Genomic DNA, 22,750 nt, shown 5'->3' with positions numbered 1-22,750 from the left:
GGCTCCAACACCCGACCGCCCTCTGTTGTGGCGCGTACGAGACGTACGTGCGGCAGGAGGGACACCGCTCGCGGCACGAGCGCCTGAGCGAAGGCAGTGGTCCCGCGCCATCCGGCCCTAGGAGGCCGGGCCGCGCCGAGTACGAACAGTACGACGGTGAGAAGGCACGGTTGATCCCCTTCGACGCCTCGCGCCGCGACTCACAGAAGAGGCAAGATTCTGTCTACGTTCCGAGACCTCGGGATCCTCCCCGAGACCGCCGAAGCCCTCGAGGCCGTCGGCATCACGACTCCTTTCCCCATCCAGGCCATGACCCTCCCGGTCGCCCTTTCCGGCTCCGACGTCATCGGCCAGGCCAAGACCGGTACGGGCAAGACCCTCGGTTTCGGCCTCCCCCTCCTGGAGCGCGTCACCGTCCCCGCCGACGTCGAGTCCGGCCGGGCCAAGCCCGAGCAGCTGACCGACGCGCCGCAGGCACTGGTCGTCGTCCCTACCCGTGAGCTGTGCCAGCAGGTCACCAACGACCTGCTGACCGCCGGCAAGGTCCGTAACGTCCGCGTGCTCGCCATCTACGGCGGCCGGGCGTACGAGCCCCAGGTCGAGGCGCTCAACAAGGGCGTCGACATCGTCGTCGGCACCCCCGGCCGGCTGCTGGACCTCGCGGGCCAGAAGAAGCTGGACCTCTCCAAGGTCCGCGGCCTCGTCCTGGACGAGGCGGACGAGATGCTCGACCTCGGCTTCCTGCCGGACGTCGAGAAGATCATCCAGTACCTGCCGGTCAAGCGGCAGACGATGCTGTTCTCCGCGACCATGCCCGGCCAGGTCATCTCGCTGGCCCGGCGCTACATGTCGCAGCCGACCCACATCAGCGCCACCTCGCCCGACGACGAGGGCGCGACGGTCGCCAACACCACGCAGCACGTCTTCCGCGCGCACTCCATGGACAAGCCGGAGATGGTCTCGCGCATCCTGCAGGCCGAGGGCCGCGGGCTCGCGATGATCTTCTGCCGTACGAAGCGCACGGCGGCCGACATCGCCGACCAGCTCGCGCGCCGCGGCTTCGCCTCCGGCGCGGTCCACGGCGACCTCGGCCAGGGCGCCCGCGAGCAGGCGCTGCGCGCCTTCCGCAACGGCAAGGTCGACGTCCTGGTATGCACCGACGTCGCCGCCCGGGGCATCGACGTCGGCGGTGTGACGCACGTCATCAACTACCAGACGCCCGAGGACGAGAAGACCTACCTGCACCGCATCGGCCGTACGGGCCGCGCGGGCGCCAAGGGCACCGCCGTCACGCTGGTCGACTGGGACGACATCCCGCGCTGGCAGCTGATCAACAAGGCGCTGGACCTGTCGTTCAACGACCCGGAGGAGACCTACTCCACCTCCGGCCACCTCTACGAGCTGCTGAACATCCCGCAGGGCGTCACCGGCGTGCTGCCGCGCTCGGAGCGCACCCGCGCGGGCCTCGCGGCCGAAGAGGTCGAGGACCTCGGCGAGACCGGCGGCCGCGGCCGCGGTGGCCCGCGCCGGGGCGGCCGGGAGCGCGAGGAGGAGCGCCCGGAGCGTACGCGTACGCCGCGCAAGCGTCGCCGTACCCGCAACGGCGCCCCGGTCGAGGCCGGTGCCGAGGGCGGTGCCGACGCCCCGAAGGGCGGCGTGGCCGCCGAGGCCGCGGCGGACACCGCCGAGGGCACGTCCGCGCCGCGCCAGCTGCGCCGCCGCCGTCGCACCCGCAGCGGTGCCTCCGCCGCCACGTCCGCGGCCACCACGGCGCCCGCCGCCACCGCGCACGCCGTGGCGGAGCCGGAGCCCGCCCCCGCCGAGAAGGCGGCGAAGGCGGTGGACACCGCCGAGGGCACCGACGCCGCGAACGTCCCGGCGCAGGGTGCCGGCCCGGACACCGCGCAGGAGGCGCCGGCCAAGCCGCGCCGCCGTCGCAGCCGGAACGGCCGCGCCCAGGGCACGGCCGCCGAGGCCGTGGCCGCCCCCGCCGAGGACCGGGCGCCCGCCGCCAAGGCCCCGGCCCGGGCCGCCAAGACTCCGGCGCCCCGGCGCCCGGTCGTGGTCAAGGAGGACACCTCGGTGGGCTTCCAGACGGTCGAGGTCGCCGCCCGGCGCCTGGCCGCCGAGCGCCGCGCCGCCGAGGAGGCCGCCAAGAAGACCGCCGAGCGCGCCACCGCGGAGAACGTCGTCGCGGAGAGCGCTCCGGCCGAGGTCGCCGAGGAGGCGCCGGCGAAGCCGCGCCGTACCCGCAAGACCGCCGCCCAGAAGGCCACCGAGAAGGCCGAGGCCGCGGTGGACACCGCCGAGGGCAACCAGCCCGCGGAGACGGCGACCGACGAGGCACCGGCCAAGCCCCGCCGCACCCGCAAGACCGCCCCCAAGAAGACGACCGCGAAGGCCGAGGCCGCCGTCGAGGCGGCCGAGGGCGCGGACGTCGCCGAGGAGGCGCCGGCCAAGCCGCGGCGTACCCGCAAGACGGCCGCCAAGAAGGCCGAGGCCGCGGTGGACACCGCCGAGGGCAACCAGCCCGCGGAGACGGCGACCGACGAGGCACCGGCCAAGCCCCGCCGCACCCGCAAGACCGCCCCCAAGAAGACCGCCGAGAAGGCCGAAGCGGCCACCGGGGACGGCGCGACGGATGAGGTTCCGGCCAAGCCGCGCCGCACGCGCAAGACCGCGGCGAAGAAGCCGGCCGCTGCCGCCGAGGCCGCGTCCGAGGGCTGATCCGCAGGCCACCGACGGCCCCGTACCGCTCAGGCGGTGCGGGGCCGTCGTCGTACGGGCGGCGGGGCGGGCGGCGGAGGCCATCTTTCCGGCACCCGCCCGTCATCCGCCCCGGATAGCCTCTGGTGCATGAGTAGGCCTCCGTTCCTCGATCTGCCCGCGTGCGCCGGCGCGTACCGACTCGCCACCGCGCGAGGTGAGTTCGCGGTGCACGACGCGCGTCCCGACGGTCCGGTACGCGGCACCGCCCTGCTGGTACCGGGCTTCACCGGCAGCAAGGAGGACTTCCTCCCGCTGCTCGCCCCGCTGGCGGCGGCCGGGTACCGCGCCGTGGCCGTGGACGGCAGAGGCCAGTACGAGACGCCCGGTCCGCGTACGGAACAGGCTTACGCGCAGGGCGAGTTGGCCCGGGACATCGCCGCGCAGGCGGCCGCGCTGGACGCCGGCCCGGTGCATCTGCTGGGCCACTCGCTCGGCGGGCTGCTGGCGCGCGCCGCGGTGCTCGACGACGCGGCGCCGTACCGCTCGCTGACCCTGATGAGCTCGGGCCCCGCCGCGGTCGCCCCCGAGCAGCGGGTCCGCGCCAAGATGCTCATCGACGCGCTGACCACGATGACGATGGAGGCCGTCTGGCAGGCGATGCGGGACCTGGACCCGCCGGAGGCGGCGGGCGAGACCACGCCGCCGGAGATCGCCGAGTTCCTGCACCGCCGCTGGCTGGGCACCGTGCCGGAGCAGCTGATCGGCACGGCGCGGCAGATAGCGGGCGAGCCGGACCGGGTGGCCGCGCTGGCCGCCGTACCGCTGCCCAAGCACGTACTGTCCGGTGCCGTCGACTACGCCTGGCCGGTGCCGCTGATGGACGAGATGGCCGAGCGGCTCGGCGCGCGCCGTACCGTCATCGCGGGCGCCGAGCACTCCCCCAACGCCGAGCGGCCGGCGGAGACGGCGGCGGCGCTGGTGTCCTTCTGGGACGAGGCGGGGGACGACAGCCCCGAGCTGTAGGCGCACGCCGGGCTGCAGGGCGTACGCGGGGCCGTGCGCGCACGCAGGGCGGTAGGGCTGTAGGGCGTACGCGGGGCTGGCGGCTCAGAACTGCGCCCGTACGTGCTCCCAGAAGCCGTCCCGCAGCACGCGCCGGAGGTCGGCGTACGGGCGCAGGGAGTGGCGCAGCAGGCCCTCGGCGGTGGTCAGCAGGTCCTGGTCGACGGCGCCCGGCAGGTAGGGGTGGCCGGGCAGCAGGTCGGCGGTCCAGTCGCGGCCGCGGGAGGCCAGCCACTGGGCGGCGACCTGCGCGCCGACGAAGCGGACGTCCTCGCGGCTGGGCGCCGGCCCGTCGTCGGCCGCGCCCGCCGCGCCGCCGTCCTGCAGCGTGCGCTCGGTGACGTACGGCTTGCAGAACTCCAGGTCGAAGGTGCGCTGGCTGTCGACCTCCCAGAGCAGCGGCTCGGCCTGGTTCCGCCCGTCCACGGCCTCGACGCCCCACAGGTGCACCCGCGCGCCGTAGCCCTGCGCCGCCTCGACCGCGGAGACCAGGTCCTCGTCGCCGCCGATGAGGACGGCGTCGCTGATGGCGCGGTGCCGGGCGAGCGACTCCAGGTCGGAGCGGATCAGGGAGTCGACGCCCTTCTGCTGGTTGTTGGCGTTGAGGTTGCCGAGCCGCACCTTGACGTCGGGGAGCTCGGCGATGGACTGCTGCTCCAGGGTGTGGATGCGGCGGCGCGCGCCGTCGTACCAGTAGACCCGCAGCAGCCGGCTGTCCGGGAAGACGACGCGGGTCACCTCGATGAAGGCGTCGATGATCCCTTCGGCGTCCAGATCGAAGGAGCGGCGGTCCTCCGTACCGGCGACGAGCCGGCCGGCCGCCGCGTAGAGGTAGCCCGCGTCGACGAAGACCGCGTGCGTGGACGGTGTCGTGGCGACCTCGGCCAGGACACGGTTGAGCAGCTCGTTGGTGCGCTCGATGCCCGCCACGACAGCGGTGAGGTCGGTGGGGCCCGCGGGCCGGACGTCGTCGTTCATACCGGTTCGATTCTCGTGGCGGGCACGGGGGAGACACAACCGGCCGGGTGGCGAGGGACGAGTGAACTTACCTGTGAGTAATTAGACACTCGAAAATTTTCTTTAGCGTAGGGAATTATTGCTCAGAGCACTTCGTTGTCCCCATTGGCACGCCTGACACCGATGACAGGCATCCGCGCCACCCAGCAGTTCTCCTCAGGAGGATCAGACGAAGGGAGAAGCCCTTTATGCGCTTCGAGATCATGCGTCTTGACGACGTCAACGGCACCGCCGTGGACAGCACCGTCGTGGACGCCGCCTCCGTCAACCGGATCGTGCAGCAGGCCGCCGCAATCGGCCAGCGCATCTACATCCGCCCCGCCGATGCCGCGACGGCCGCTTCGTAACGCGGTCCCCGGCTCCCCCGGCCCGCCGGCTCACCGGCCCGCCGACAGCAGCGCCCCCGTACGGACGGTCCGTACGGGGGCGGCGTGTTTTCCGGGGCAGGGCTGCCGGGCCGGCCGGCTCAGGCCCCGTTGACCACCTGGGTCACGCCGTTGATGATCTGCTGCACGGCCAGCGCGGAGAGCATCATCCCGGCCAGCCGGGTCACCAGGACCACTCCGCCGTCCTTGATCACTCGAATGATCACCAGCGAGAAGCGCATCACCAGCCAGAGGACCACGTGGATCGCGGCGATCGCCGCCCACACCGAGACCTGGCCCGTGGCACCGTCCGCGTGCTGCACCGCGAGGATCACCGACACGATGGCCCCCGGCCCGGCCAGCAGCGGCATGCCCAGCGGCACCAGCGCCACGTTGACGTCCTTGGTCTGCGTCGGCTCCTCCGACTTCCCCGTCAGCAGGTCGAGCGCGACGAGCAGGAGCAGCAGCCCGCCCGCGATCATCAACGCGGGCGTGGAGATGTGCAGGTAGGCGAGGATCTGGCGGCCGCAGAGGCCGAAGACGGCGATGACCCCGAACGCGACGGTCGCCGCCTGCCAGGCCATCCGGCGCTGCACCTTGGCCGGGCGGCCCGAGGTCAGGGCGAGGAAGATCGGAGTGATTCCAGGGGGATCCATAATCACAAAAAGCGTGAGAAAGAGGGATCCGAAGACGGCGAGGTCGAACACGATGATGGCCTTGCGGTGGTACGGGAGCACGCGCGCACAAGGGCGCGTGTGCAGCGGGAAAAGGGCGGCGGGAAGCGCCGGAGGAGCCCGGAAGGGGCGGGAAGGTGTCAGGCCCGGCGGGCCGGATCAGCCGCCGGCGCCGGGGACGGGGAACGCGCCGGTCGCACGGCGCACGATCTCCCCGTAGATCTCGGGGTCGGTGGTGTACTCGCCGAGCCGGCAGGTCTTGCGGCTGCCGTGGTAGTCGCTGGAGCCGGTGGTGAGCACGCCGAGGTCGGCGGCGAGCGCGCGCAGCCGGTCACGGGTCGGCGCGTCGTGGTCCATGTGGTCGACCTCGATGCCGTCCAGCCCGGCGGCGGCCAGCTCGGCGATCGCGCTCTCCGGGACGCAGACGCCACGCTTGAGGGCCAGCGGGTGCGCGAAGACGGTGACCCCGCCCGCGGCCTTGACCAGCCGGACCGCCTCGAAGGGGTCCAGCTCGTGCTTCTCGACGTACGCCCGGCCGTCGTTGGCCAGCCACTCGGGGGTGAAGGCGTCGGAGACGGTCGGCACGACGCCCAGCTCGACCATGGCGGTGGCGATGTGCGGGCGCCCGACGGCGCCGTCGCCGGCGATCCGCGCCACCTGCTCCCAAGCAATGGGCACGCCCAGCTCCTGGAGCTTGGCGACCATGCCGCGGGCGCGCGGGATCCGGTCGTCCCGTACGAGCTCCCGCTCGCGGGCGAGCTCCGGCTCGTCGGGGTCGAAGAGGTAGGCCAGCATGTGCAGGCTGATGCCGTCGCCGCTGCCGTCCCGCGCGGGCAGCCGGCAGGACAGCTCGGCGCCGGTGACGAGCGTCAGCCCGGCCGGCAGCGCGGCCTTGGCCTCGGCATATCCGCCGACGGTGTCGTGATCGGTGAGCGCGACGACGTCCAGACCGGCCTCGGCGGCGTTGCGTACCAGCTCGGCCGGGGTGTCCGTGCCGTCGGACGCGGTGGAGTGGGTGTGCAGGTCGATACGCACGACACGGACTCCAGACACGGACGGGACGGCGGACCGGGCGATGGCCGGACAGCGCGCCGGACGACAGGGGACGTCCAAAGGATAACCGCCGACCGCCCGTCCACCCTCGGGCCGAGCGTGACACCGCTCTCACTGCCGGACGTGCGCGGACACCATCGCCGCAGGACAGGACGTACGGGAAGTCCGCCGCCTCAGGACAGGATGCGTGGGGACAGCGCGCCGCACGGCAGCAGGTCGACCTCGGAGCCCGCGTCCCGCAGGTCGGTGAGGACCAGCTCGTCGTACATCAGCATCCCGGACTGCTCGGGCCAGACGACCGCCCACAGCCACAGCCCGCGCGCCTCGCCCGCGAAGACCGCACGGTCCGCGGGCACGCCCTCGACGTGCCACAGCGGGGTCGGCCGGCCCGCGGCCATCACCTTGGCGTGCGGCGGCCGCTCCACGCGCATGCCCGGTCCCGGGTCCGGTCCGTCGATGCCGGCGTACCGGGCGCCGAGCCCGACGCCGAGCTCCTCGGCGACCAGCACCAGCTCACCCGGGCCGCCCAGCGGTCCGGGGCCCGAGCAGGCCACCGCGGTGGCACGGCCGCCGCTGCGGTCGTCCCCCGCGCAGGCCACGCCCGTGAACAGCCAGCCCACCGGGAGCGGCCACGGCATCCACACCGGGACGCGCGCGCGATTGACCACGACGGCCAGCGCTTCGACGCTCGGCGGCACGACCGGTTGCAGCGGGTGCACGGTGCCGTGCACGTCGCACTGCCAGGAGTCGGCAAAGAGACCGGGCGCGCGCACCCGGCCACCGCACTTCGGGCAACTGGGTTCGCCCCTCATAGGGCTCAACGGTCCTCCAGGGCCGCCCGCGCGTCAAGGACGATCACCCGTCCGGGGTGCGCTGCGCCGCTGCGTCATCTGTATGCCCCATGCAGCGAAGTCGGTCGCATTCGAGCCACCAGGACGCCGACTTCACGCCAACTTCGTACCGTGGCGTTTCGATCTCGGTGCGTCAGTCCAAAGAGACGCCGCCGCGCAGCGGATCGCGCAGGTCGGTGCCCTGCTGGAGCCAGCGCTCCTCCAGCGCCGTGGCACCGTGCACCCGCTTCCAGGCCGCCTCGTTCGGCGTCATGGGCAGCAGCGGAAGAAAGCGCACCGGCTCCATGGGCTCGTCGAGCGCGAGGTCTTCCACCTGTCCCCCGCCCTCGCTCACCAGGACCGAGGTGAAGGGCGCGTCCGGCCACAGCGGGTCGCCGACGTCCAGGGAGGCGCCCGGGGCCACGACGACGCCTTCGACCTGCGGGGAAGCGGCCAGTACGGCGAGCGGCCTGAGCACCTTGTCGGTGTCGGCGCGGCCGTTCCGCACGGTCAGGATCAGCTCAGCGCGGGGGCCTTTCAGGGGGTCGGCGAGCACTTCCGAGGGATCCGTCATGGGGTTCGCCGACATGCCCAGCGTGACGTACCGCACCAGCTCGCCGTCGGCGTAGCGCAGCACTTCGATGCGGTCCGTACCGAGGAACGTCACCGCCGCGCGCGCGTCCGGCTCCCCCAGCGCCATCAGCAACCGGGCTTCGACCAGCTCAAGAACGTCAGACATGCGGCGAGCATACGGGCGGCTCCGGGACCGGCCGGCCGCCCCTCCGACGGGGTACGGCTGCGTATGGAACAGGCAAAGCGGCGGCGCAGCGGGAACGTAACGGTTCAGTCGGCTGATAGCCTTGCCGTCTGGTCAGCGAAAGACGTCCGTCCCCCAGCGGGGACCGGCCGGAGGAGGTGGGACTGGCATGGATCCTAGTCGACCGTGCAGTACCGGCAGTTCTCCCGTCGTCCCGCTGATGATGCGACTCTCCTGATTCCGAGAGCTTCCGTACCCGGCATTGTCCCGCCGAAACACGTGAAGTCCCTTCGCACCCGCAGCTTCTGACGGAAGAACGCCTGCACCTCGGTTTTCCCTGTTCTTTCCGCACTGCGAACCGCCGTCAGTACCGACGCACGGAGCGCCGCCCGCTTTGCGGACGTACGGCCGACGATGCCGCGTACGTCCACGTTCCGGGTTGCGCTACGCACCGCGCCCCGCGCCTGACGGCCGGCCCGTGAAGGAGCCTGCCATGTCGATGATCCGCGACCTGCGCGCCGCCGTCCGCCCCTCCCGGCGTCGCGGCGACTCCCCGTACGAGTACGAGACCACCCGCACCGCCGCCACCAACAGCGCCATCGTCGACTGCGGTGTCTACCGCGACGGCCGGCGCGTCAGCGGCCACGTCTCCCCCGGCGAGGCCATCGCCGACGTCCGCGAGAACGGCGGCTTCACCTGGATCGGCCTGCACGAGCCGAACGAGCGCGAGTTCGCCGGCATCGCCAGCGAGTTCGGGCTGCACCCGCTGGCCGTCGAGGACGCCGTCCACGCCCACCAGCGGCCCAAGCTGGAGCGGTACGACGACACCCTCTTCACCGTCTTCAAGACGATCCACTACGTCGAGCACGCCGAGCTGACCGCCACCAGCGAGGTCGTGGAGACCGGCGAGGTGATGTGCTTCACCGGCCGGGACTTCATCGTGACCGTCCGGCACGGCGGCCAGGGCTCGCTGCGCGCGCTGCGGCACCGCCTCCAGGACGACCCCGAGCTGCTCGGCAAGGGCCCCTCGGCCGTGCTGCACGCCATCGCCGACCAGGTCGTGGACGGCTACATCGCGGTCGCCGACGCGGTGCAGGACGACATCGACGAGGTCGAGATCGACGTCTTCAGCTCCGGCACCAACGGCAAGGCCCAGGGCAAGGCCGGGGCCACCGCCAAGGGCGGCGACGCCGGGCGGATCTACCAGCTCAAGCGCGAGGTGCTGGAGTTCAAGCGGGCGGTCTCGCCGCTGCTGCGCCCGATGCAGCAGCTCAGCGAGCGGCCGATGCGGCTGGTCGACTCCGACATCCAGAAGTACTTCCGGGACGTCGCGGACCACCTGGCGCGCGTCAACGAGCAGGTGCTCAACTTCGACGACCTGCTGAACTCCATCCTGCAGGCCAATCTGGCGCAGGCGACGGTGGCGCAGAACGAGGACATGCGCAAGATCACCTCGTGGGCCGCGATCTTCGCGGTGCCGACGATGATCGCCGGGATCTACGGCATGAACTTCAAGTACATGCCCGAGCTCCAGTGGAAGTTCGGCTACCCGGCGGTCCTGGTCGTCACGGTCGCCATCTGCTTCGGCATCCACCGCGGCTTCAAGCGCAACGGCTGGCTGTAGCGGCCGCGGGGCGGCGGCACGGTCCCCCGGAGCGCCTGACTAGGCTTACGGGCATGACGGAGACCGTGCCCCAGCCGCTGCTCGACCAGGCGCTCATCGAGGAGGCCACCAAGAAGTCCGGCCTCATCTGGGTCCAGGGGACCGAGGGCCCGTCCCGCGCGCTCTGGCACGTCTGGCACGACGGTGCCGCGTGCCTGGTCGGCGACGGCGCCCTGGAGCAGCCGCTGGCCGACCTCGGGCTCGCCGACGGCGCCACCGCCACCGTCACCGTCCGCAGCAAGGACAAGGGCGGCCGGCTGGTCGCCTGGACGGCCCGGGTCACCGAGGCAGCGCCGCACAGCGAGCTCTGGGAGGCCGCCGTCGGCGAGCTGAAGGGCAAGCGGCTGAACGCGCCGGACGCGGACACCATGCCGGAGCGCTGGGCCCGCGAGAGCCGGGTGCTGCGGCTGACCCCGCTCACCGGGGACGGATCGCCCGAGGCGCGTACGGACTTCGGCGACGACGCGGGGGCCGCCCGGCCGCTGCCGTCCGCCGCCACCACCCGCGGGCCGCTCCCCGCCGCGCTGCCGAAGCTGCTCCGCCGGGGGCGGCGCGGCTGACCCGCCCCCGGTACCGCGGAGGCGGGCGCCGCGCGCCGGCGCTCAGTGCCCGCTGCCGAGGCTCTCCCCGTAGTCCACGACCTGGTCGTCGTCCGGGCGCTCCAGCCCGATCCGCTTGCCCCAGTCGGTGAAGCGGATCACGCCCGCGCCGCCGGCCCGCTGGAGGCGCAGCGGGTAGGGCTCGCCGTCCAGGGAGACGTCCAGCGTGCCCCCGTTGCCCTGCGCCGCCGCGACGCGGATGGTGCGGGTGCCGTCGACGTCCCCGTGGGCGCCGCGGGAGAGGCTGCCGTGCAGCGTGAGCAGCGTCTCCAGCAGCGGCTCCTTCTCGGTGAAGCCGCTGAACTGCTTGTACGTGCGGTCCTCGGCGGGCACCTTCACGTACTTGCCGTCGAGCTTGGCGGCGGCCGCGGTGTCGCTCTTGCTCGGCGCGGCGTCCTTCTGGTGCGCCCAGAAGTCGGCGTCGGCCTTCACCCACAGCGACCGGTCGATGCGCAGCAGGGAGAACTCGGTGTCCTTGGTGCCGACCGTGCCCTTGCCGCCGTTCTGCGCCAGCTGCATGTCCAGTTCGTACGTGCTGCGGCCGCTGACGAGCTTGCCGGTGACGTGCACGGTGTTCGTGCTCTCCGCCGCGGCCACCGTCTTCTTCCGAATCTTGGCGGCGGACAGCTTGCCGACGCCGTTGGTACCCGCGTCCGGGTCCTCCGAGCCCCCGCAGGCCGTCAGCGCCAGCGCCAGGCCCGCGCACACCGTGACGGCGGCCGTCGCCCGGCCGGCGCGGCGGACGGAGCGGGGCCGGCGACTCGTTCCTGGCGAAGTTGCGGTCACGGCTGGCTGCCTCCTGGTGCGCTGGTCGGTCGCGGGTGCCTCGACGGCGTACGGCAGCGTACCGGTGCACCGCACGGCGTCCGGCGGAGAGGGAGGCGGACGGCGGTCGGACAGCCGTACGGTGGTGCCTGCCGGGGCACCCGTCAGCGGAGCGCGCTAGCCTGAAGCCGACCGAAGCGCGATATCACCGGATTTTTCGGGAGTCGGCTGCCCCCGGTCCGCCGGGAGCCGGAGGAGAAGGAGCGGAGGCGCACGGCATGGCGGTGGTCACCCCCCGGGTGTTCGTCTCGCATCTCTCCGGCATCGCCGTGTTCGATCCCAACGGCGACCAGGTCGGCCGGGTACGGGACCTCGTGGCCGTGCTGCGGGTGGCCGGCCGGCCGCCGCGGCTCCTCGGGCTCGTCGTCGAGGTGATCAGCCGGCGCCGGATCTTCCTGCCGATGACCCGGGTGACCGGCGTGGAGTCCGGCCAGGTCATCACGACCGGCGTGGTGAACATGCGGCGCTTCGAGCAGCGCGCCTCGGAGACCCTCGTCCTCGGCGAGCTGCTGGACCGCCGGGTGAGCATCGTGGAGACCGGCGAGGACGCCACCGTCCTGGACATCGGCATCACCCAGCTGCCCGCCCGCCGGGACTGGGAGATCGAGAAGGTCTTCGTACGGAAGGGGAAGGGCGGGGCGCTGAGGCGCCGCGGAGAAACGTTGACCCTCGACTGGTCGCAGGTCACCGGCTTCTCCCTGGAGGAGCACGGACAGGGCGCCGAGAGCCTGCTCGCCACCTTCGAGCAGCTGCACCCCGCCGACCTCGCGAGCGTCCTGCACCACCTCAACCCCAAGCGCCGCGTCGAGGTCGCCGCCGCGCTGGACGACGACCGGCTCGCCGACGTCCTGGAGGAGCTGCCCGAGGACGACCAGGTCGAGATCCTCGGCAAGCTGAAGGACGAGCGGGCCGCCGACGTCCTGGAGGCGATGGACCCCGACGACGCCGCCGACCTTCTCTCCGAGCTTCCGGAGGACGAGAAGGAGCGGCTGCTGACGCTGATGCGGCCCGCCGACGCGGCCGACGTCCGGCGCCTGATGTCGTACGAGGAGCGGACGGCGGGCGGCCTGATGACCACCGAGCCGATCGTGCTGGGCGCGGACGACACGGTCGCCGACGCGCTCGCCCGGGTGCGCGACCCCGACCTCTCCCCCGCGCTCGCCGCCCAGGTGTACGTCTGCCGGCCGCCGGACCAGACGCCGACCGGCAAGTACCTCGGCGTGGTCCACTTCCAGCGGCTGCTGCGCGACCCGCCCTTCACCCTCGTCGGCGCGATCGTGGAGAGCGACCTGCCGCCGCTGCCGCCGGACACCCCGCTGCCCGCCGTGACCAGCTACCTGGCCACGTACAACATGGTCGCGGCGCCCGTCGTGGACGAGAGCGGGTCCCTGCTGGGCGCGGTGACCGTGGACGACGTGCTGGACCACCTGCTGCCCGAGGACTGGCGCGAGACGGACCTGCACGGCGCGCCCGGCGTGGACGCCACGGACCACATGGGCGGGCACGGCGACCGCCCGAACGGCCACGGGGGCGAGCGGACGAACGGACACTCGGGCAGCGCTTCGGGGAGCAGCGCCGCCGGCACCGCGGGCGGGGGCACGCATGGGCGTCGATGACCGGGAGAGCACCAAGGAGCGGGCGCGGGCCGCCGCGGTCTCCGGCGAGCGGTCGCGGGCCCGGCTGGACGTGCCGCGGGCGCCGCGCCGCAGCCTGCTGCCGGAGTACGACCCGGAGGCGTTCGGGCGGCTGTCGGAGAAGATCGCCCGCTTCCTGGGGACCGGCCGGTTCATCGTCTGGATGACCGTCCTGATCATCGTGTGGGTCGCCTGGAACGTCACGGCACCCGCGCCGCTCCGCTTCGACGAGTACCCCTTCATCTTTCTGACCCTCGCGCTGTCCCTCCAGGCGTCGTACGCCGCGCCCCTGATCCTGCTCGCCCAGAACCGGCAGGACGACCGGGACCGGGTCAGCCGCGAGCAGGACCGCAAACAGAACGAGCGGTCGATCGCGGACACGGAGTACCTGACGCGGGAGATCGCGGCGCTCCGGCTCGGCCTCGGCGAGGTCGCCACCCGCGACTGGATCCGCTCCGAACTCCAGGACATGATCAAGGAGCTGGAGGGTCGGCGGGACGCGGAGTACGAGGACGGCGAGTACGAGGAACGGCCGTCCCGCCGCCGTCACCGGGAGTGACGCACACGACGGGGGACGGGCCTTTCCGGAGGCCCCCACCCGAGCCGTACCATGCAGTACATGGCTACCGACACGCCCACGACGGCCGTTCCGAGCGAGGACGCGATCCGCGACGCACTCGCGACGGTCAACGACCCCGAGATCCACCGCCCCATCACCGAGCTGGGGATGGTCAAGTCCGTGGACATCGCGGCCGACGGTGCCGTGTCGGTCGTGGTCTACCTCACCGTCTCCGGCTGCCCGATGCGCGAGACGATCACCAGTAACGTGCGCGACGCGGTCGCCGGGGTCGCGGGCGTCACCTCCGTCGCCGTCGACCTGGACGTGATGAGCGACGAGCAGCGCAAGGAGCTGGCGTCGGCGCTGCGCGGCGGCACGGCCGAGCGCGAGGTGCCCTTCGCCCAGCCCGGTTCGCTCACCCGCGTGTACGCGGTCGCCTCCGGCAAGGGCGGCGTCGGCAAGTCCTCCGTGACGGTGAACCTCGCCGCGGCCATGGCCGCCGACGGCCTGAAGGTCGGCGTCGTGGACGCGGACATCTACGGCCACAGCGTGCCGCGCATGCTGGGCGCCGAGGGCCGTCCCACCCAGGTCGAGAACATGATCATGCCGCCGTCGGCGAACGGCGTGAAGGTCATCTCGATCGGCATGTTCACCCCGGGCAACGCGCCGGTCGTCTGGCGCGGCCCGATGCTGCACCGCGCGCTCCAGCAGTTCCTCGCGGACGTGTACTGGGGCGACCTGGACGTCCTGCTGCTGGACCTGCCGCCCGGCACGGGCGACATCGCGATCTCCGTCGCCCAGCTGGTGCCGAACGCCGAGATCCTGGTCGTCACCACCCCGCAGCAGGCCGCCGCCGAGGTCGCCGAGCGGGCCGGCTCCATCGCCGTGCAGACCCACCAGAAGATCGTCGGCGTGGTCGAGAACATGGCCGGCCTGGAACTGCCCAACGGCGAGATCGTCGACGTCTTCGGCACGGGCGGCGGCCAGCAGGTCGCCGAGGGCCTGACGAAGACGACCGGTACGCAGGTACCGGTGCTCGGCTCGATCCCGATCGACGTCCGGCTGCGGGAGGGCGGCGACGCGGGCAAGCCCGTCGTGCTCACCGACCCGGACTCCGGCGCGGGCGCGGCGATCCGTGCGGTCGCCGGCAAGCTGGGCGGCCGTCAGCGCGGCCTGTCGGGCATGTCCCTGGGAATCACCCCGCGCAACAAGTTCTGAGCCCTCACCGGGCCGTTCCCGGACGCCACGAGGGGCGGACCACTGGGTCCGCCCCTTTGTCGTGCGCGGGCCGCCCGCTTCGGCGGGCCGTCAGCCCTCGTACGTCGGGTCGTCAGCCCTCGTACGTGCTGAGGTCCTTGACGACGGCGAAGCCGAGGCCGTAGGCGCTCATGCCGCGCCCGTACGCGCCGATGTGCGCGCCGTCCGGGCCGTCGCCCGTCGACCCGGCGAGCACCCAGCCGTACTCCGACTCGCGGTAGTGGAACGGCGTCGGCACGCCGTCCACCGGGAGGGTCAGCTCGGTCCAGGCCTCACCGGTCAGGTCGTCCGCCAGCTCCCACGCGATCATGGTCTGCTGGTCCAGCCAGTCCTGCCGCAGCGCCCGCTCCATCTGCACCGGCCAGGTGCAGTTCAGCAGCCCGGAGCCGGCCAGCCAGGCCGCCGAGGAGACCGAGGTGGCTTCCAGGACGCCCGTGCCGTCCTCGCTGCGCCGTACGGGGCGGCAGGGCACCGTGACCACGACCGCGAAGCGCTCGGCATCCGGCACGGTCTCCACCCGAATGGTGGGCTCTTCCCCGTGCGCGAGCGAACCGTGTTCGACCGTGCCTTGGGGGGTGACGCCCGCGTGCATCAGCCGGCGCGGGCCCGTGAAGGCCTCGTCCAGGCCGTACCACGGGAAATCGGCCATCAGATAGCCGTCGACCTTTTCCCCGGCGTCAGCGGGCACCGCGTGTGCGCCGGCCCGACTCTTCGTCTCCATGTGCGCGGAGCCTCCTCGTTGCCCTGCGTCGTGGGCGGCCCGCCCCCCTCAGGCGACCTCACCCCGGACACCGGGAGCATAGCCATACGAGTCAACACAGCCGGACATACGGGCGTATCAGGTGGCGTCCGCGTCGAACGGGGGACGGTCGGCGGGGGCGGGGGTCTCGCGCTTGGTCAGGTCGGGCGTGCCGCCGCCGGCGGCCGGGGTCTCCTTGGTGAGGCTGTGGCGGACACCGCCGCCGTCGTCGCTCCCGTTGCCCCGGACGGCCTCGGTGACCTCGGCCATCTCCTGCTTCACGTCGAAGCCGTTACGGATCTCCTGGAGGCCGTACTCCTCCTTCTCCAGGACGTGCTTCCGTACGAAGTTCTTGGGGTTCAGGTCCTCGAACTCGAAGTCCTTGAACTCGGGGCCCAGCTCGGAACGGATGTCCTCCTTGGCGCTGTCGGAGAACTGCCGCACCTTGCGGATGAATCCCGTCACATCCTGGATGACCTTGGGCAGCTTGTCGGGGCCGAAGATCAGGATGGCCAGAACCACGAGCGCCACCAGCTCTAGGGGTCCTATGTCGAAGAACACCTTGCAGCTCCTTGATCCGTCCGTGGCCCTGTCCTGCGGCCTTCCGGCCCAGGCCGCCTATCACGGTACCTGGCCCCGGCCGTCCAACGGGAGTCACCCGCCCCAACACAGTGCAAACGATCGTGACACCGGCATCCCGCCCGTGACTGCGCGCGAGCGCGGGGACACGGGGCGATACGCGGGCGGCCGGGCCGGCGCCTTCCGGTCAGTTCTGGTCCGTGGACGAGCCGAGGGTGATCCCGACCGTGCGCGGGTGGCCGTTCCGCTCGACCGTGAGCTTCAGCCGGTCCCCCGGGCGGTGACTGCGGATCTTGACGATCAGCTCCTCGCCGCTGTGCACCGCGCCCCCGTCCACCTGCGTGATCAGATCGCCCGCCTTGATCCCGGCCCGCGCGCCGGGTCCGCCCGGCGTGACCGCGGCGCCGCCGCCCCGGCTCTTGGCGCTCACCCGCGCGCCGTCCCCGCTGTACCCCATGTCCAACGTCACGCCGATCACCGGATGCGTCGCCCGGCCGGTGTTGATCAGCTCCTCGGCGACGCGCTTGCCCTGGTTGATCGGTATCGCGAAGCCCAGCCCTATGCTGCCGCCCTGCTCGCCGCCGAGGCTGTCGCCGTTGCCGGCCGCGCGGATGGCGCTGTTGATGCCGATGACGTGCGCCCGGCCGTCGACAAGCGGGCCGCCGGAGTTGCCCGGGTTGATCGGCGCGTCGGTCTGCAGCGCGTCCACGTAGCTGACGTCGCTGCCGTTGCCGCTCTCGCCGCCCGCGGTGATCGGGCGCTGCTTGGCGCTGATGATCCCGGAGGTCACGGTGTTGGCCAGGTCGAAGGGCGCGCCGATCGCCACGACGGGGTCGCCGACCTGTACGTCGTCGGAGTTGCCGAGGGTGAGCGGCTTCAGGTCACCGGCGCCGTCGACCTTGACCACGGCGAGGTCGTAGCCGCTGTCCCGGCCCACGACGCGGCCGGTGGCGGTCTCGCCGCCGCTGAAGGTGACGGTGATCTCGGCGTCGCCCCCGCCGGCCTCGACGACGTGATTGTTGGTCAGCAGGTGGCCCCGGCGGTCCAGTACGAAGCCGGTGCCGGTGCCCTCCTCGTCGCCGCCGCGTACGTGCAGGGTCACGACGCCGGGGAGCGCGCTGCGCGCGATGCCGGCCACGCTGTCGGGAGCACGGCCGGACTGCTCGCCGGAGACCTGCGGCAGCCGGACGTCACCGACGCCGCCGCTGCGCTCGATGTACGCGCCGACGCCGCCGCCCACGCCGCCCGCCACCAGTGCGAGCACGATCGCGCCGGCGATGATCCGCCCGCGCCCCCACTTGCGCTCCGCGGGCGGCGCCGGCTCCCCCGCGCCGTCCCGCGCCGCCCAGGGGTCGTACCGCTCCCACGGCCCCCCACCGCCCCCGCCGTACCCGGCAAGAGGCACCTGAGGCATCGGGAGCGGCTGCCCGCCCTGAGGCTGGGGCTGTGGCTGTCCGCCCTGCGGGGGCGGCTGCTGTCCGCCCTGAGGCTGGGGCTGAGGCCCGCCCTGCGGGTACGGCTGCGGCTGAGGGGGTGTGCCCGGTGCGGCCGGTGCCGGGGACCCGGCATACGGCAGTGGGGCCGCGGGCGGGAAGTCCTGCGTCGGCGGCTGCGCGGCGGCAGGCGGGACGCTCTGCGTCTGCTGAGGCGGGACGGCGACGCCGTGGGGCGGTGTCGGTACCGGGCGCTGTACGGGCGGCGCCGGAGCCCACGGGCCGGGCCCGCCGTACGGCGGAGTGCCGTACGGGTCCTCAGGATGCAGCGGCCGCGCGGCCTGCTCCGGGTGCTCGGCCCGCGACTGTTCCGGGCCCGGCGCCGGGGTCTCCTCCGGAGCGGGCTCCGGGGGCCGCTGCCGGGCCGGTCCGGCCGTCGTCTCCAGGGCCGTCTCGGGGGCCGGCTCCGGCCGTCCCTCCGTGGCCCGGTCGGAACGGTCCTCGTGGTGGGGCCCGGAGGCCGTGCCCTCGTTCATGTTCTCCCCACAGTTCGCCCGCGTGCGGGGCCGCACGCCCCCCTGGGTGCGCTGGTGGCGCGATGCGCGGCCCACCGGCGATTCAACCAGGTTCGGGTCCGCCGCGTGCAGGGCCCGGCGACTGCCGGGCCCCGGTGACGGCGGAAGCGACCGCCTGCCTGACGGTGGGTCAGGGGGCGGCGGAGGCGCTGCGCGTCAGCACGGGCCGCTTGGGCTCCAGCGGGGGCAGCGGCGGGGCCGGGTAGGTGGTGGCCCGCGAGGACGGCGAGGCGAGCGCCGAGGGCAGCGGTCCGCGGCTCCCGGACGGGGCCGAGCCGCCCGTGCCGGCCACCGTCACGCCGGAGAGCCAGTGGGACGCGCCCACCGACGCACCGGAAGCGGCACCCGTGCCCGCCGCCGTGTCCAGCCCGGAGGCCGGACCGGAGACGCCGGGGCGGCCCGGGGCCGCGAGCGGGCTCAGCCGCGCGCTGCCGTCGCCGGTCAAGGGGGTGGCGTACCGCACCGGGACGGAGGCGGCCGCGGGGTAGAACTCGGCGGAGGGGGCGGCCGGCGTCGCCCGGCCCTGCAGGACGCCGAGCAGCGCGTCCCGGTCACGCGAACCACGCGCAGCGGCCGGCCGCTGCCCGCGCTCGGTGGCACTCTCCGCCTGGGCGGCCGGGGAGGCCGACAGCGGGCTGTTCGCCCCTTCGCCGCGCCCCGAAGCGGTGTCGACCGCGGCCTCCAGCGGCAGCGCGCCGCTCAGCGCGAAGGCCGCCAGGGAGACGGCGCCCGCGGCGGCGAATGCGAAGCGGCGCCGCGGCGAACCGTGGGGAGCCGTGCCGGCGGGACCGGCCGTCGCGGCCCCCGACCGCTCGCCGCCGCGCTCATGTATCCGGAAGCCGCGCCCGCCCGGCTGCGCGAGCAGCCCGGGGGCCGCATGCGTACCCGAGGTGGGGGCGTACGCGAAGGACATGCCGCCGCGGCCGAAGCCGCCGCCGTCCAAGCCGCCACGGCCGAAGGACCCACGCCCGAGACCGCCCTCACCGAGCCGGCCCGCGGGCGCGCCGGGATCCCCCCCGGGCAACCCCTGCAGACGGGCGAGCAGCCCGTCGGAGGGCCCGGGCGGGGCCATCTCGGCGAAGACGTTCTTCAGCTCCCGCTGGGCATCGGCCTCGGCCTTGCACTTGCCGCAGGTCGCGAGATGCGCCAGCACCCGCTCACGCTGATCGTGCCCCAGCTCCCCGTCGACCAGAGCCGCGAGGCGGTCGCCGAGATGCTGCTCAGCGGGGGACTGACCGCCGCTACCGCTCACGCGATTCCGACCTCCCCTGTCGCCAGGGGCGCGAAGGCGCGCTGCTGCCGCTCGCGCTCCCGCTCCTCGGCGCGCGCCGCCGGCGAGCGGTGCTTGAGCGCCTTGCGCAGGTGGGAACGGCCTCGGTGGATACGGCTGCGGACCGTGCCGAGCTTCACGCCGAGGGTCGCGGCGATCTCCTCGTACGACAGGCCCTCGATGTCGCACAGGACGACGGCGGCGCGGAACTCCGGCGCCAGGGTGTCCAGCGCCTGCTGCACATCGGCGTCGAAGTGGGTGTCGTTGAAGTGCTGCTGCGGCGACGGCTCGCGGCTGGGCAGCCGCTCGGCGGCGTCGTCGCCCAGCGCGTCGAAGCGGATCCGCTGCCGGCGGCGCACCATGTCCAGGAAGAGGTTGGTGGTGATGCGGTGCAGCCAGCCCTCGAACGTACCGGGGGTGTACGTCGAGAGCGAACGGAAGACGCGGACGAAGACTTCCTGGGTGAGGTCCTCGGCATCGTGCTGGTTTCCCGTCAGGCGGTAGGCGAGACGGTAGACACGAGCGCTGTGGGTGCTGACGATCTCCTCCCAGCTGGGCGGAGTCCACGCCTGCGATTCCGCATCGGCGGCGAAGGTCGCGGTGGGTGCGGAGTCGTTCGCGCGGGCACGGTCAGCATTGTTGGTCACGGATTTCGGCTCGCCGGCCGACCTTCGAAAACGCAGCAGCGTTCTTCGGTCACCCGCCGCAGCCGCACCTCCCCTGGTGGCTCTGGTGGTGTCCAGTAGAGCCCCTACCATATCCACCTCACCCGTTAGCTCCGGATAAGCAGTTTTGACCTGCTTTTGGTCTGGCTTGCGGTTCTCTTCCGTCTTCACCTGCGCATCCCCCCTGTTTCTCTCTAACGCCCGGTCCCATCTGCGGGTTCCCGCACTCAGCGGATACAGTCACGGTTGCGTCAACTACGGGGACAGGAGAGGGCCATTACCGGCAACCGGCAGACGAGCTTGGCATTCGCCGAGGCCTACGGCGCCGGGACCATCGACGACACGGCCGACGCCGCCCTGCACTGGTCCCGCGACCGGGCCCGGGAAGCCGGCATCCGCACGGTCTCGACCGGCACCGGATCGGCCCTCAGCCTGCTCGCCGCCACCGCGGACGCCAAGGCCGTCGCGGAGATCGGCACCGGTACCGGCGTCTCCGGCATCTACCTCCTGCACGGCATGCGCCCCGACGGCGTCCTGACCACCGTCGACCTGGAACCGGAGCGGCAGCAGTTCGCCCGGCAGGCGTTCCGCGCCGCGGGCTTCGCCGGCAACCGGGCCCGCTTCATCCCCGGCGGCGCCCTGGAGGTCCTCCCCCGGCTCGCCGACGGCGGCTACGACCTGGTCTTCTGCGACGGCGACCGCATGGAGTACGCCGACTATCTCGCTGAATCGTTGCGCCTGCTGCGCCCGGGCGGGGTGGTCTGTTTCGAAGGCGTCTTCGCCGACGGCCGGACCGTCGACTCCGGCGAGCAGCCTGCGGAGATACAACGGCTGCGGGAGCTGCTGCGGTCCATCCGCGAGAGCACGCACCTGGTCCCGTCGCTGCTGCCGGTGGGCGACGGCCTGCTCTGTGCGGTCAAGCGCGCCTGAGGGGCGCCGGTGGGGCCCCGCGCACGCCGGGCGTGCAGGGGTGCGTAGGGTGCGAGGGGCGAGAGCGCGTACGCCGGGGCTGAAACCCTCTACGTCCGTACGCGTACGCACACACGCGTATTTATGAATCCGGGTACTGGGCCGGGGGTACGACACGGCCCCGGGAGTCGGTGCGTAGCGTGTACGCGCCGTCCGCCGGGGCCGGACAGATCGTGAGGCTCGGCCGCGTCAGACGCAGACCTTGTCCAGAGCCTCGCCGAGAGCCTTGGCTTCGTCGGGAGTCAGCTCGACGACAAGCCGACCGCCGCCTTCGAGCGGAACGCGCATGACGATGCCCCGCCCCTCCTTGGTCACCTCGAGCGGGCCGTCGCCCGTCCGCGGCTTCATGGCCGCCATGCTCGTTCCCCTTCCTGAAACCAGCTCATCGTCAGCCGACGGCCCTCTGGAGAGGGGCACGCGTCACCGGCATCGAACACATTGCTTCCATGTCATTATCCCGCATCGCAGGACCCGATGACCAACATCAGCGGGCATCCCTTCGGCAACGTACATTCGCAAAACCACCCAATTCGGGGAGTCACCTGCGATACTGCGCCACCTGCCATTGCCCGGCACGCCACCATTCTTTGATGTACGTCACACGACAGCACGGATGATCTCCGGCATCCTGATCGCCGGCTGCACTTCTCCCGCAGCCCGAGCCGCGACGGAGGGGATCCCACCATGGCCGACACCGTGCTCTACGACGTCACCGACGGAGTTGCCACGATCACGCTCAACCGCCCTGATGCCATGAACGCGCTCGACACGGAGACCAAGGTCGCCCTCCGTGACGCCGCGCGCGAGGCGGCCGCCGACCCAGCGGTACGCGCCGTCCTCCTGACGGCCGCGGGCCGCGCCTTCTGTGTAGGGCAGGACCTCAAGGAGCACATCGGCTCGCTGGAGAAGGACCGGGCGAGCGGCGAGGGCAGCACCATGAGCACGGTGCGCGAGCACTACAACCCGATCGTCGAGGCGCTGGCCGGCATGGCGAAGCCGGTGGTCGCGGCCGTGAACGGGGTCGCGGCCGGGGCCGGCGCGGGCTTCGCGATGGCGGCGGACTACCGCCTCGTCGCCGACTCCGCGTCCTTCAACACCTCCTTCGCGGGCGTCGCGCTGACCGCCGACTCCGGCGTGTCCTGGACGCTGCCGCGCCTGGTCGGCCACGGCCGCGCCGCCGATCTGCTGCTCTTCCCGCGCAGCATCAGCGCCCAGGAGGCGTACGAGCTGGGCATCGCGAACAAGGTCGTGCCCGCGGCGGAGCTGGCCTCGGAGGCCCGGGCGCTCGCGCTGCGGCTGGCGCAGGGGCCGACCGCCGCGTACGCCGCGATCAAGGAGTCGCTGGCCTACGGCACCGACCACTCGCTGACCGAGACGCTCGCCAAGGAGGACGAGCTGCAGACGCGGGCCGGCGCGTCGGAGGACCACATGATCGCGGTGGAGGCGTTCGTGAAGAAGGAGAAGCCGCGGTTCGTCGGGCGGTGAGCGGGCGTGCGGGGCCCGGTCCGGCCCCGCA

At 72.9% G+C, this 22,750-nt stretch carries 21 protein-coding genes and 1 pseudogene; 10 read left to right on the top strand and 12 right to left on the bottom strand.

What is annotated here, in order from left to right; all coding sequences use genetic code 11:
- Positions 1-83 precede the first annotated feature (83 nt).
- Together ABZ840_RS28550 and ABZ840_RS28545 are read left to right on the top strand one after the other, a co-directional pair.
- A pseudogene (locus ABZ840_RS28550) lies at positions 84-2,727 on the top strand (DEAD/DEAH box helicase).
- A gap of 129 nt (positions 2,728-2,856) precedes the next feature.
- Entirely contained in the window at positions 2,857-3,732 is an 876-nt protein-coding gene (locus tag ABZ840_RS28545; RefSeq protein WP_361563831.1) for an alpha/beta hydrolase, read from the top strand.
- A gap of 84 nt (positions 3,733-3,816) precedes the next feature.
- Here ABZ840_RS28545 and ABZ840_RS28540 read toward each other — a convergent pair whose 3' ends face one another.
- Positions 3,817-4,749 carry an NYN domain-containing protein gene (locus ABZ840_RS28540; protein ID WP_361563829.1) on the bottom strand — a complete coding sequence of 311 codons (933 nt, stop codon included), beginning with the start codon at positions 4,747-4,749 and terminating at the stop codon, positions 3,817-3,819.
- 227 nt (positions 4,750-4,976) lie between these two features.
- On the opposite strand from ABZ840_RS28540, the gene ABZ840_RS28535 reads away from it, so the two are divergent.
- Positions 4,977-5,135: a hypothetical protein gene (locus ABZ840_RS28535; protein ID WP_361563827.1), complete on the top strand. Its 159-nt coding sequence runs from the start codon at positions 4,977-4,979 to the stop codon at positions 5,133-5,135.
- A 119-nt stretch (positions 5,136-5,254) separates the two neighbouring features.
- On the opposite strand, the gene ABZ840_RS28530 is transcribed toward ABZ840_RS28535, so the two are convergent.
- The 4 genes from ABZ840_RS28530 to ABZ840_RS28515 all read right to left on the bottom strand — a co-directional run bounded on the left by ABZ840_RS28530 (position 5,255) and on the right by ABZ840_RS28515 (position 8,449).
- Positions 5,255-5,860, bottom strand: coding sequence for a MarC family protein (locus ABZ840_RS28530; protein WP_361564077.1), 606 nt, complete (start codon positions 5,858-5,860; stop codon positions 5,255-5,257).
- Between the two features lie 126 nt (positions 5,861-5,986).
- Positions 5,987-6,862: a PHP domain-containing protein gene (locus tag ABZ840_RS28525; protein ID WP_361563824.1), complete on the bottom strand. Its 876-nt coding sequence runs from the start codon at positions 6,860-6,862 to the stop codon at positions 5,987-5,989.
- Between the two features lie 191 nt (positions 6,863-7,053).
- Positions 7,054-7,692, bottom strand: coding sequence for a DUF6758 family protein (locus ABZ840_RS28520; protein WP_361563822.1), 639 nt, complete (start codon positions 7,690-7,692; stop codon positions 7,054-7,056).
- Between the two features lie 172 nt (positions 7,693-7,864).
- Positions 7,865-8,449, bottom strand: a complete 585-nt coding sequence (locus tag ABZ840_RS28515; RefSeq protein ID WP_361563820.1) for a suppressor of fused domain protein — start codon at positions 8,447-8,449, stop codon at positions 7,865-7,867.
- Positions 8,450-8,960: 511 nt separating this feature from the next.
- On the opposite strand from ABZ840_RS28515, the gene ABZ840_RS28510 reads away from it, so the two are divergent.
- On the top strand, positions 8,961-10,091 hold the full coding sequence (locus tag ABZ840_RS28510) for a magnesium and cobalt transport protein CorA (protein WP_361563817.1): 1,131 nt from the start codon (positions 8,961-8,963) through the stop codon (positions 10,089-10,091).
- 53 nt (positions 10,092-10,144) lie between these two features.
- Complete coding sequence (locus ABZ840_RS28505; protein WP_361563814.1) at positions 10,145-10,690, top strand: hypothetical protein; 546 nt, start codon at positions 10,145-10,147, stop codon at positions 10,688-10,690.
- Between the two features lie 42 nt (positions 10,691-10,732).
- On the opposite strand, the gene ABZ840_RS28500 is transcribed toward ABZ840_RS28505, so the two are convergent.
- Positions 10,733-11,515: a hypothetical protein gene (locus ABZ840_RS28500; protein WP_361563812.1), complete on the bottom strand. Its 783-nt coding sequence runs from the start codon at positions 11,513-11,515 to the stop codon at positions 10,733-10,735.
- Positions 11,516-11,772: 257 nt separating this feature from the next.
- Between ABZ840_RS28500 and ABZ840_RS28495 the strand changes: the two genes are divergently transcribed.
- Genes ABZ840_RS28495 through ABZ840_RS28485 form a run of 3 tightly spaced genes read left to right on the top strand, consistent with a single transcriptional unit; the run spans position 11,773 to position 14,965 of the window.
- On the top strand, positions 11,773-13,170 hold the full coding sequence (locus tag ABZ840_RS28495; protein ID WP_361563809.1) for a CBS domain-containing protein: 1,398 nt from the start codon (positions 11,773-11,775) through the stop codon (positions 13,168-13,170).
- Positions 13,157-13,747, top strand: a complete 591-nt coding sequence (locus ABZ840_RS28490) for a DUF1003 domain-containing protein (protein WP_361563806.1) — start codon at positions 13,157-13,159, stop codon at positions 13,745-13,747. The genes ABZ840_RS28495 and ABZ840_RS28490 overlap by 14 nt, the downstream gene beginning before the upstream one ends.
- A gap of 60 nt (positions 13,748-13,807) precedes the next feature.
- A complete protein-coding gene (locus ABZ840_RS28485; RefSeq protein ID WP_361563803.1) occupies positions 13,808-14,965 on the top strand; it encodes an Mrp/NBP35 family ATP-binding protein in 1,158 nt (385 codons plus the stop codon).
- 112 nt (positions 14,966-15,077) lie between these two features.
- On the opposite strand, the gene ABZ840_RS28480 is transcribed toward ABZ840_RS28485, so the two are convergent.
- The 5 genes from ABZ840_RS28480 to sigE all read right to left on the bottom strand — a co-directional run bounded on the left by ABZ840_RS28480 (position 15,078) and on the right by sigE (position 20,358).
- The gene (locus ABZ840_RS28480) at positions 15,078-15,725 is read right to left on the bottom strand and encodes a hypothetical protein (protein WP_361563800.1); all 648 of its coding nucleotides are present in this window, start codon (positions 15,723-15,725) and stop codon (positions 15,078-15,080) included.
- A gap of 117 nt (positions 15,726-15,842) precedes the next feature.
- The gene (locus ABZ840_RS28475; RefSeq protein ID WP_361563797.1) at positions 15,843-16,304 is read right to left on the bottom strand and encodes a sec-independent translocase; all 462 of its coding nucleotides are present in this window, start codon (positions 16,302-16,304) and stop codon (positions 15,843-15,845) included.
- A 205-nt stretch (positions 16,305-16,509) separates the two neighbouring features.
- On the bottom strand, positions 16,510-18,291 hold the full coding sequence (locus tag ABZ840_RS28470; RefSeq protein ID WP_361563794.1) for a trypsin-like peptidase domain-containing protein: 1,782 nt from the start codon (positions 18,289-18,291) through the stop codon (positions 16,510-16,512).
- Positions 18,292-18,460: 169 nt separating this feature from the next.
- Positions 18,461-19,582: a zf-HC2 domain-containing protein gene (locus ABZ840_RS28465; RefSeq protein ID WP_361563792.1), complete on the bottom strand. Its 1,122-nt coding sequence runs from the start codon at positions 19,580-19,582 to the stop codon at positions 18,461-18,463.
- Complete coding sequence (gene sigE / locus ABZ840_RS28460) at positions 19,579-20,358, bottom strand: RNA polymerase sigma factor SigE (RefSeq protein ID WP_361563789.1); 780 nt, start codon at positions 20,356-20,358, stop codon at positions 19,579-19,581. Before sigE ends, ABZ840_RS28465 begins: the two co-directional genes overlap by 4 nt.
- Positions 20,359-20,511: 153 nt before the next feature.
- Between sigE and ABZ840_RS28455 the strand changes: the two genes are divergently transcribed.
- Positions 20,512-21,195, top strand: coding sequence for an O-methyltransferase (locus ABZ840_RS28455; RefSeq protein ID WP_361563786.1), 684 nt, complete (start codon positions 20,512-20,514; stop codon positions 21,193-21,195).
- Positions 21,196-21,423: 228 nt separating this feature from the next.
- On the opposite strand, the gene ABZ840_RS28450 is transcribed toward ABZ840_RS28455, so the two are convergent.
- Positions 21,424-21,591 carry a DUF3117 domain-containing protein gene (locus ABZ840_RS28450; RefSeq protein ID WP_107054016.1) on the bottom strand — a complete coding sequence of 56 codons (168 nt, stop codon included), beginning with the start codon at positions 21,589-21,591 and terminating at the stop codon, positions 21,424-21,426.
- A gap of 327 nt (positions 21,592-21,918) precedes the next feature.
- Between ABZ840_RS28450 and ABZ840_RS28445 the strand changes: the two genes are divergently transcribed.
- Positions 21,919-22,719 carry an enoyl-CoA hydratase-related protein gene (locus ABZ840_RS28445; RefSeq protein WP_361563782.1) on the top strand — a complete coding sequence of 267 codons (801 nt, stop codon included), beginning with the start codon at positions 21,919-21,921 and terminating at the stop codon, positions 22,717-22,719.
- The last annotated feature ends 31 nt before the right edge of the window (positions 22,720-22,750 follow it).

This window comes from Streptomyces sp. NPDC047117, assembly GCF_040643545.1.
In the GTDB taxonomy this organism is placed as follows: domain Bacteria; phylum Actinomycetota; class Actinomycetes; order Streptomycetales; family Streptomycetaceae; genus Streptomyces.
The sequence above is the reverse complement of the archived record's forward strand: the minus strand, read 5'-3'. Positions and strand labels throughout refer to the sequence as shown.